5 protein-coding genes are annotated in these 10683 nt (G+C 45.3%); 4 read left to right on the top strand and 1 reads right to left on the bottom strand.

The genetic code is table 11. From position 1 onward, the window contains the following. The first annotated feature begins 602 nt into the window (after nt 1-602). Nucleotides 603-5495, top strand: a complete 4893-nt coding sequence (locus tag QUA16_RS33740) for a PAS domain S-box protein (RefSeq protein WP_333108664.1) — start codon at nt 603-605, stop codon at nt 5493-5495. Nucleotides 5496-5500: 5 nt separating this feature from the next. After that, the gene (locus tag QUA16_RS33745) at nt 5501-6829 is read left to right on the top strand and encodes a response regulator (protein ID WP_333108665.1); all 1329 of its coding nucleotides are present in this window, start codon (nt 5501-5503) and stop codon (nt 6827-6829) included. A 145-nt stretch (nt 6830-6974) separates the two neighbouring features. Here QUA16_RS33745 and hpsU read toward each other — a convergent pair whose 3' ends face one another. Further along, nucleotides 6975-7652, bottom strand: a complete 678-nt coding sequence (gene hpsU, locus QUA16_RS33750) for a hormogonium polysaccharide biosynthesis acetyltransferase HpsU (protein ID WP_333108666.1) — start codon at nt 7650-7652, stop codon at nt 6975-6977. Nucleotides 7653-7707: 55 nt separating this feature from the next. Between hpsU and QUA16_RS33755 the strand changes: the two genes are divergently transcribed. After that, nucleotides 7708-8736, top strand: coding sequence for a cation diffusion facilitator family transporter (locus tag QUA16_RS33755; protein WP_333108668.1), 1029 nt, complete (start codon nt 7708-7710; stop codon nt 8734-8736). A 695-nt stretch (nt 8737-9431) separates the two neighbouring features. Continuing rightward, on the top strand, nt 9432-10683 hold a 1252-nt coding region (locus QUA16_RS33760), incomplete at its 3' end, for a DUF4347 domain-containing protein (RefSeq protein WP_333181688.1).

Raw genomic sequence — 10683 nt, forward strand, 5'->3', positions numbered from 1 at the left:
CCCGCCCGTCCTTTTTGGACGGGCGGGACGCCCATCCCACTTTCAAGAGTGGAAGTTATTTAATTCTCATTCCTAAGTGAAAATTTAACGGATATAGCTAAAATTGATAACGTTCCAAGAAGACTTGGCATTCTACAGACATGGGGGACAAATTATAACTTAATCACATTTGTCAATCCGTAATTTTACTGAAAATACTGCTTATTTAGGAGTGGAAAATTGGCGATTTGGGGGTATGTGGGCATAAATATGGCGCGAGACATGATTACTCGATCGCCCCAATCTAAGTTCTCCACCCCCAATCTGAGTAAATGCTGAGCATAATTGCTGATTGACACACGCTTCCCTAGCTGATGTTGTCACCAATATTCTACCAATAGGATTGATTAGGAATAGAATTGATGAGCAATAGAAATACTTGGCGATACATCCGAAGAATTAAGGGAAATAGTGTCGCAAGGGATACATATATCGCAGATTGAAAGCCTAATGGTCGCGCTACTGAACGTTTTCTTCAGTACCAAAATTGGAGGCAACGAAAACCTTGCGATCGCCCCATTGGAAAGAAGTTCTAGAATTATAGCTGAAATGCACGATCGAACATGAGCAAATTCCCACCAGAGAAAACCCAACCGCCACAGCAAAAGAGCGCAACAGCACAGGCATTGCGACAGGCTCACTTCGAGGCTTTTTTTGCTGGTGCCAACGCCGGAATGGTGATTTTTGACCGCCAACTCCGCTACGTCCAAATAAACGAAGTTCTGGCAGAGATCGATGGCATTTGTGTGGCAGACTATATTGGTCGGTCGCTGCCTGAAATGCTGCCAGAATTGGCTCCGACTCTGGAACCGATGCTGCAAGGCATTCTGGATACGGGCCAGCCGATACTTGAGTGTGAAGTAGTGGGTGAAACGGCGAAAGAACCAGGCATCATCCGCTACTGGGAAACATCTTACTATCCTTTGCGGGATGAAAATGGCATCATTTTTGGTATTGGTGGGATTGTAATTGAAATTAGCGCTCGCAAGCGGGCAGAACAAAAGCAGGCACGACTGACGGCAATTTTGGAAGCAACTTCCGACTTAGTAGGAGTTGTGGATGTGACTGGGCATAGTGTCTATCTCAACAAAGCCGGACAGGAAATGCTGGGGATGTCCCCAGAGGAAGCACGATCGCCATTTACTATAGATTCTGTATTAGCTCCCTCGGCAAAAGCAAAGTTCCACAATGAAATAATTCCCACCGCCTTGCGAGAGGGTAGGTGGGCTGGTGAAATCCTATTTTTGTCACGGGATGGGGAAGAAATTCCAGTCTCCCAGGTTTTGATCGTTCACAAAACGGAAGCGGGGGAAGCCGAGTTTATCTCCACTATTGTGCGGGATATTCGCGATCGCAAAAAAGCAGAGGAAGAACGGCAATTGCTTGTTACAACGATCGAGAACAGCCGTGACTTTATTAGCGTTGCCTCAATGGATGGTCGCCCTCTACTCGTGAATCAGGCTGGTCTGGATTTGGTCGGACTCAGTAGTTTGGAGGAAGCCAGAACCAAACACATTACCGACTTCTTCATGGCAGAAGATTTGGACTTTGTACAGCAGTCTATTATGCCTGCAATAATGCAAGAGGGAAGTTGGCGGAGTGATTTCCGCTTCAGACATTTCGTGACAGGTCAACCCATCGCCGTAGATTACACCCTATTTCTGATTAAACATCCAGAGACTAATGAACCCGTAGGGATTGCCACTATTACACGGGATATTCGCGATCGCAAAAACGCAGAAGATGCCCTCAAACAAAATGAAGAACGATTTCGTTCTTTGATCGAAGCTACCGCTCAAAGTATTTGGATCGCTAATACTGAGGGCGAATTAGCCAGCGAACAACCTACTTTAGGTGCATTTACAGGACTGACATTTGATGAGTACAAGGGATGGGGCTGGCTAGACACGATCCACCCAGACGATCGCGCTCATGTTGCTAGTATCTGGTCGGCTGCCGTGGCCAATCGCTCGCTCTATGAAGATGAATTACGTATGCGCCGCTATGACGGCGAATATCGGTACATGAGTTGTCGTGGTATACCAATTCTGAACGCGGATGGTTCAATTCGGGAATGGATTGGAGCTAATACAGATATTACCGATCGCAAACAAGCTGAAGAAGCTCTGCGCGAACAGCAAGCTGTGCTGCGCGATCGCAACGTCTTGCTGAGCTCGATTTTGGAAAGTACGCCCGACATAATTGTGGTTAAAGACCGGGAAGGTCGATATGTTGCCCTTAATTCCTTTGTGGCAAACTTCTTCTTTCACGGTAAATCCATAGAGGAGATTGTGGGTAAAGATGATTCGGAACTGATGCCCCCTGCTGCCGCCGTTCCAATCATGGCAAAAGACCGCGAGATTATGGAAGCAGGCACTACTGAAACCTACGAAGAAGAAATTTCTAATGGTGAGACCAGCAATTATTTTTTAACCACAAAAGCCGCTTGGCGGGACGGTCAAGGCAATATTCTCGGTATTATCGCAATAGCACGAAACATTAACGATCGCAAACAAGCTGAAGAAGCTCTGCGCCAACAGCAAGCTGCGCTGCGCGATCGCAACGTCTTGCTGAGCTCGATTTTGGAAAGTACGCCCGACATAATTGTGGTTAAAGACCGGGAAGGCCGATATGTTGCCCTTAATTCCTTTGTGGCAAAATCCTTTTACGGTAGATCCATTGAGGAAATTATCGGTAAAGATGATTCGGAACTCCTTCCCCCGGAGGCCGCCGTTGCAATAATGGCAAAAGACCGCCAGATTATGGAAGCAGGCATTACTGAAACCTACGAAGAAGAGGTTTTCAATGGTAAAGAGAATACTTCTTTTTTAACCACAAAAGCCCCTTGGCGGGACGCTCAGGGCAATATTCTCGGCCTGATCGCCATAGCACGAAACATTAACGATCGCAAACAAATGGAAGCAGAATTGCGCGATCGTAATGCACTGCTAAACTCTATTTTGGAAAGTACACCAGACTTCATTGTCGTTAAAGATCGGGAAGGGCGTTATGTGGCCGTTAACTCCAATGTGGCAAACTTCATGGGTCAGCCCATTGAGGAAATCATCGGCAAAGATGATTGGGAATTCCTACCGCATGAGAGTGAGAGTGTCCGTGCAATTATGGCAAAAGATCGCCAAGTGATGGCAACAGGAATCGCTGAGACTTACGAGGAAGAGGTCTCTCAGGGTGAGACCACCGCGACCTTTTTCACTACCAAGACTCCTTGGCGGGATGCTAAGGGCAATATCCTCGGCATTATCGCCATATCACGAGATATTAGCGATCGCAAACAAGCCGAAGATGCTATAAAACAAAGCGAAGAACGCTATAGATCGCTAATCGCTGCTACGTCCCAAATGGTCTGGATAACGGATGCTCAAGGGCGATGTCCAGATTTACCGACTTTCAGAGCTTACACCGGACAAACCGTAGACGAAGTGGTTGGTTTTGGCTGGTTAGATGCAATTCACCCAGACGATCGCGAACCAACTGCTCAGGTGTGGATGGAAGCAGTGCAAACGAAAACCCTGTATGAAATAGAATATCGAATCCGGGGAGCGGATGGAAACTATCGTTATTTTCAAGCTAGAGCCGTGCCAATTCTGAATGAAGATGGCAGCATCCGGGAGTGGGTTGGCACTTCCAGCGATATCCACGATCGCAAACAAGCGGAAGATGCTATCAAACAAAGCGAAGAACGCTATCGATCGCTAATTGCGGCTACGTCCCAAATTGTCTGGACAGCGGATGCTGAAGGAAGATGCCCAGATGTACCGACTCTGAGAGCTTACACCGGACAAACCGAAGCTGAGGTGGTTGGTTCTGGCTGGTTAGATGCAATTCACCCGGACGATCTCGAACGAACGAATCAGGTGTGGATGGAAGCAGCGCAAACGAACAGCCTGTATGACATAGAATATCGACTCCGCGGAGCGGATGGAAACTATCGTTATTTTCAAGCTAAAGGGGTGCCAATTGTGAATGAAGATGGCAGCATCCGGGAGTGGGTTGGCACTTGCACCGATATCCACGATCGCAAACAAACAGAAATCGTACAGACAAAAGCCAGGGAAGCCGCAGAAGCAGCTAGTCGGGCCAAAAGTGAATTCCTTGCCAACATGAGCCATGAATTGCGGACTCCCCTTAATGGCATCATGGGGTACGCGCAGATTCTTCAGCGTTCCAAAGTGTTGAATGAAGAAGAGCGATCGCGCATTGATGTCATTTATCAGTGCGGTTCGCATTTACTGACGTTAATCAATGATATTCTCGATTTGTCGAAGATTGAAGCACAGAAAGTGGAACTAATGCCCACCGATTTTCATTTCCCGGCGTTCCTGCAAGGTGTAGCAGAGATGTGTCGCATCCGAGCTGAACTTAAAGGAATTCACTTTCATTTTCCCTCAAGCCCCGAACTCCCGATCGGTATTCATGCGGATGAAAAACGCTTGCGCCAAGTGTTAATTAATCTTTTAAGCAACGCTATTAAATTTACGGATGAGGGTAGTGTTACTTTTATAGTCAGTTTTGCCACAGAAGGAAAAATTCGCTTTGAAATACGCGATACAGGTACCGGCATTGCACAGGATCAACTCCAAGCTATCTTTCAGCCCTTCGAGCAGGTAGGCGATCGCAGACGGCAGACGGAAGGCACCGGGCTGGGATTGGCAATTAGCCAAAGGATTGTAGAACTAATGGGCAGTACCATTCAGGTTCAAAGTGAGATGAATGTTGGCAGTATTTTCTGGTTTGATGTTAGTCTGCCTCAAGCCGATGAATGGGTGAAAACGTCTCAAATAGACCATCACGGGCAGATTATCGGCATCAAAGACCGCCAACCTAAGATTGTGGTTATTGATGACAAATGGGCTAACCGTTCGGTAATTAACAATTTGCTCAGTCCGATCGGCTTTGAGGTGTTTGAAGCGAACGATGGGCTGGAAGGCTGGGAAAAAATTCTAGAGGTGCAGCCAGATTTAATTGTTACCGACCTATTAATGCCCGAACTCGATGGCTTCGAGGTGATTAAGCGGGTTCGAGAATCGGAAAATTTCAAAGACACCGTTATTATTGTCTCTTCTGCTAGCGTATTTGAAACCGATCAATACAGAAGTTTAGAGGCAGGAGGCAACGCCTTTATTCCAAAACCTATTCAAGCAACTGAACTCCTGCAAAACTTACAACAGTATCTTGATTTGGAATGGGTTTATGAAGCTAATGAAGAGTCACTGGCGAGAGCCTCAGACAACGATGAGCTAATTGCCCCGCCAGCTAAAGAAATGGAAATGCTATACGAGCTGGCTATGAAAGGAAATTTCCTAGAAATAGTTAAACAGGCGGTATTACTTGAAGAAATAGATCCCAAATACATTCCCTTTGCTAAAAGATTGCATCAGATGGCAAAGGACTTTCAAGACGAAGAGATTTTAACGTTTATTCAGTCCTACAAGTAAGGTTTATGAATTCAGAAATTCAAGCAAATGGTACGATTCTTATAGTTGATGACAATTCAGCTAACTTAGGTGTCTTATCTGATGCCTTAAGCCAAGAAGGATTTGAAGTTCGGGTCGCGAAATCTGGCAAGATGGCACTAGAGCGAGTCAAATATGCTCTACCGGATCTAATCTTGTTAGATGTCATGATGCCAGAGATTGATGGATTTGAAACCTGTCGTCGATTACAGGCTAATCCAGAAACTAAACAGATTCCCATTATATTTATGACTGCGCTCTCGGATACGGCTAATAAAGTTGAAGGGTTTAAGCTTGGGGCTGTAGATTATATTACCAAACCCTTCCAACAGGAGGAAGTATTAGCTCGCGTCAAGCTGCATTTAAAGCTTCATGTTCTAGCTGACAAATTAGAAGAAAAAAATACCTTATTGGAGGAAAAAGTTTTAGAAGTCAGCCAAGCCTACGGTGATTTACAACAAATGCAACTTAAGTTAATCCAAAGCGAGAAAATGTCCGGCTTAGGGCAAATGGCGGCTGGGATTGCTCATGAAATAAATAACCCTATAAATTTCATTTCTGGCAATCTGGGTTATGCCCAAGAGTACGCTCATAACTTACTAAAAATTATACATCTCTATCAAGAAGATTATGTAAATCCCACGCCTCGGATTCAAGCAGCAATGGATGAAATAGAACTGGAATTTGTGGAGGAAGATTTTATCAAAGTTCTTAACTCAATCAACTTAGGAACCCAGCGCATCCAGGAGATTGTCAAGTCTATGCGAATCTTTTCTCGCCTCGATGAGGCAGAGGTGAAAGCTGTAAATATTCATGAAGGAATTGATAGTACACTCACCATCCTGCATCATCGTTTAAAAGCAAGACCAGAGCATCCTGAGATTGAACTAATAAAAAAGTACGGTCAGCTTCCACCAGTAGAATGCCATGCCGGACAATTAAATCAAGTGTTCATGAATATTATTTCCAATGCCATTGATGCTTTAGATGAAGCGAATCAGCAGCGTTCTTTTGCAGAAATCCAACAACACCCGAACCGTATTCAAATTTCTACAAAAGTAATTGACGAGAATTGGGTTGCTATTCATATTAGTGACAACGGTAGGGGAGTTTGCGAAACTTTAAAGCCGAAACTATTTGACCCTTTTTTTACCACCAAACCTATCGGTAAAGGAACTGGATTGGGGTTATCTATCAGTTACCAAATTATCGTTGAAAAGCATGGCGGCAGATTATACTGCCAGCCTGGATTAGGAAAGGGAATAGAATTCGTCATTGAAATTCCTATTCGGCAGCAAGCTTGTAAAGCTGCTTAGGATCGCGAATTAAATAACTTACAATTTTAATTGTTATTGTGGGATGGGCGTCCCGCCCGTCCAAAAAGGATGGGCGGGACGCCCATCCCACAAACTTGTGGAAGTTATTTAATTCTCATTCCTTAGTTTCCCGGTGCAATGTCTATTACGAACTTTTGTTAATTTCTCGCTGACAGCGGGGACGACAAGGTGTTCCTGTGCAAATAAAGCCTGCAGGCATATTTTTAAAGACGCTGCTGCGAGCTCCAATTAACGCATTTGCACCGATTTCTACACCAGGGCCAATGAAGCAGTCGGCGGCAATCCAAACGCCGTTATTAATGATAATAGATGCTGTGATTAAGCCAAAGGCTGGGTCTTGAGGGTCATGAGTGCCGGTGCAGAGGTAGCTTTTTTGAGAAATGACGCAGTGTTTGCCGATCGCAATTCGATCGAGACTGTAAAATACAACATCATCTCCGATCCAACTGTAGTCTCCGATTGCAATTTTCCAAGGATAGGTAAAACGAGCCGTGGGGCGAACGATCGCACCCCGACCTATTTTCGCTCCAAATAACCGCAGCAAGCCGCTTCTGATGCCGTTAAAAGGGTGTGGAGTGAGAGGAAATGCGATCGCCTGCACGAACCACCAAACCAAAATTAGCCAACCAGGCTTTCCTCGATCGAACTTTGATTGATCGTAGCGGCGCAAATCAACTAAAGATTCGCCTGTCAAAGTATTTGCGTGATTGTCGCTAATTGGACGATCGTTTATTTGAGAATTTGGGGAATTTGCGATCGGATTTTCCGGATCTTGGTGGGGATTTGGTATATAATCGGTCATTGATAGTTAATTTAATGTTTAATTTAAAATCGAGTTTAACCTTAAGGACTGCTGCATGACATTTCTAGTTAGGGACAATTTTGACTCGGAAAACGCCAAGGATATCGCACAATGCGAGAAGACAAATCCCAGAATTGGCAAAGTGCGACTTTTACAAACAGCATTGGTACTGCTTAGCAGCTTTTTTGTAGCAGAGTTAATCGCCGCACTTAATTCTCATAGTTTGTCCCTATTAGCAGATGCGGGTCACGTTTTTTCAGATGTAGCAGCTTTAGCAATAACTTTGACAGCGACTTGGTACTCCTCAGTCAAACGCAAAAGTAAATCCGTAGATTGTGCGATCGAATTGAGTTCGGGTACTATTCTTAAGAACAGGCAAGATGCCTGTTCCACAAACAGTGAATTGGCTGGTGGGGTGGGCATCCTGCCCGCCCGTAAAAAGCTAGTATTGAGATCGGGCAGTATTCTCAAGAACAGGCAAGATGCCTGTTCCACAAACAGTGAATTGGCTGGTGGGGTGGGCATCCTGCCCGCCCGTAAAAAGGTAGTTGAGAATGGTGCAATATCTGCGATCGCACAATCGCCAATCCCTGAACGAGGAGAAATCATTGCTGCTTTAATTAATAGTATCAGTTTAGTAGCGATCGCCCTTTGGATTGCCGCCGAGTCGATCGGCCGTTTGCAGTCCCCAACCCCCGAAGTAGAAGGGCTCCCGATGTTAATTACCGCCATAGTCGGTTTAAGCATCAACTCGATTAATGCTTGTTGCTTGCATTCCTGCTGTCACGGCGACTTGAATCTCAAAAGCGCCTTTCTGCACGCAGTCGCGGACATTTTTTCGTCGGTTGGAGTAATTTTAGCGGCGATCGCCGTTGCGTGGCTACACTGGAATTGGGCTGACGGCTTAATTAGCTTGCTAGTCTCTGCATCAATTATTTTATTAACTCTACCGCTGCTAATAGAAAGCATCGAATTGCTGCTGGGAAAAGTATCAGCAATATCCGCCAGTCAACAGCCTTGTGATTGCGAAAAAGTGAGCGCAGAAAAATTGCTGTTCCCATCCCTCGAAGAACTTATTAAATAACATCTCTTCATCTGCGTATATCCGCGTAGATTCCCTGAGATATGCAGTTAAAATACCTAAGTAATTAACAAGGGCGATATCTAGATTGTAAAGATAGCGTAAACCTTATTATGTCCTCATGGCAAAGATCCGACTTTTCCGACTTTAAGATCCGACTTTTCCGACTTTACAAAGGCAGGGGCCCGAAGCAATGATAGAGATAGGGAAAGTGAACCCACGATGTCTAGATTGTAAAGATATCGTAAATCTGGATGTTGTGTTGCGAAAGGTTAAATAAAAATATGTTATAAAAGATATGTCTGTGGTATGATACATTTAAGTTGCATCTAAGTTAAAAAAAACCATTCCAACGCGAGGTCAGTGAAAGTTCACTTCAGATCGGGATTACCTCGCTCACGTTCTACTTTGCTGGCGGCTTTATTGCGCCAAAATCCGAGTTTCACGCTGCTATGACTTCCCCTATTGGGGGCGCAAGTCGATCGAATGCTGTCAGCCGTGAGCGAAGACAATCAGTTTTCCACGTTTATTTCCCGTGAAAAAGGCGAACGGGCTAACAATTGTACCGATCGATCGATTTGAGCAATAAGACTAATAAATTATTCAGTCCTATGCAAGAGCACTTAAGCTTTGAGGCGGGGGTTTCAACCTCGGCCAGACTTGGATGTAAACGATACATATAAAGGATTTCAGCAATTATGAACTTATCAACTATGAACAAGCAAATTATTTTCGTAGACTCCTCTGTACAAGATTATCAAAGCCTGATCCAAGGCATCGATCTCGCTCAAATTGTGATTTTAAATGAAAATTCCAGCGCGATCGACCAAATTACTAACGCCTTGGCAGATCAAAAAGATATTGAAGCAGTTCATATAGTTTCTCACGGCAGCGAAGGCAGTTTAAAACTCGGTGCTGACGTACTCAATGACAATAACCTAGAAACTTTCAGCGATCGGCTAAAACAGTGGGGAAATGCCCTGACAGCAAATGGCGATATCCTACTTTATGGCTGCGATGTAGCAGCCGGAGAAGTTGGAGAAAACTTCGTAAAGCGCCTGAGTGAAATAACCGGGGCGGATGTGGCAGCATCCACCAACAAGACCGGTAATGCAGCACTAGGGGGCGACTGGGAATTGGAAAAAACAACAGGGGCGATCGAAGCCTCCCTTGCCTTGTCCAGCGAAGCAATGGCAACCTATGCTGGTGTTTTAGCCCCAGCCGTTCAATTTAATCTCACATCAGTATTCGATAGCGATGTCATTAGCAACTACACGGGAGGATTCTCAGACAGCACACAAAACGGACTGAGTACCTTGAATCAAACCCTAATCACTCAGTCCTTTGCAACGTTTAAAAACGCTGCGACTGGCAACGGTTTACCCGACAACGGCTTTTTCGCAGCAAATGCCTACCATCCCGACGTTCAGCTAGGCTACAACAACACCAATAACGGCAACAACGCCAAAGTTATTACAACTAACGGCACATCCTTTAACTTTGCTGTTACGCCCAACCAGTATTCAGAAATCCACCTGTTCGCCACCAGTACAAATGGGGACGCTGGGATGCAGGTGACATTTAACTATAGCGATGGCACTACTGGGCCAGGCACAGCCACAGTTCCCGACTGGTTTAATGAAATTACCGAAACATCGTCCCGTTACTATCTAATCGACGGAATGGACATTGATCTAATAGGAAATTATCAGGATGCCAATGATCCTGCCATATTCGGGTTCATGTTCAATCCCAACCCAGCCAAAACGCTGCAAAGCATTACCGTCACTAAAACAAGCGGTACCGCCGCTAATAATTATCTGGGAGTTTTCGGAGCCACAGGTTTTTTAGAAACCACACCGCCCACCGTCAGCCTGACTTCCGCCGCCGCCGCCACCGTCACCGCAGCGTTTCCCGTCACCGCCACCTTCAGTGAAAGCACAACCAACT

The organism is Microcoleus sp. S13_C3 (assembly GCF_036700905.1).
Lineage (GTDB): Bacteria > Cyanobacteriota > Cyanobacteriia > Cyanobacteriales > Microcoleaceae > Microcoleus.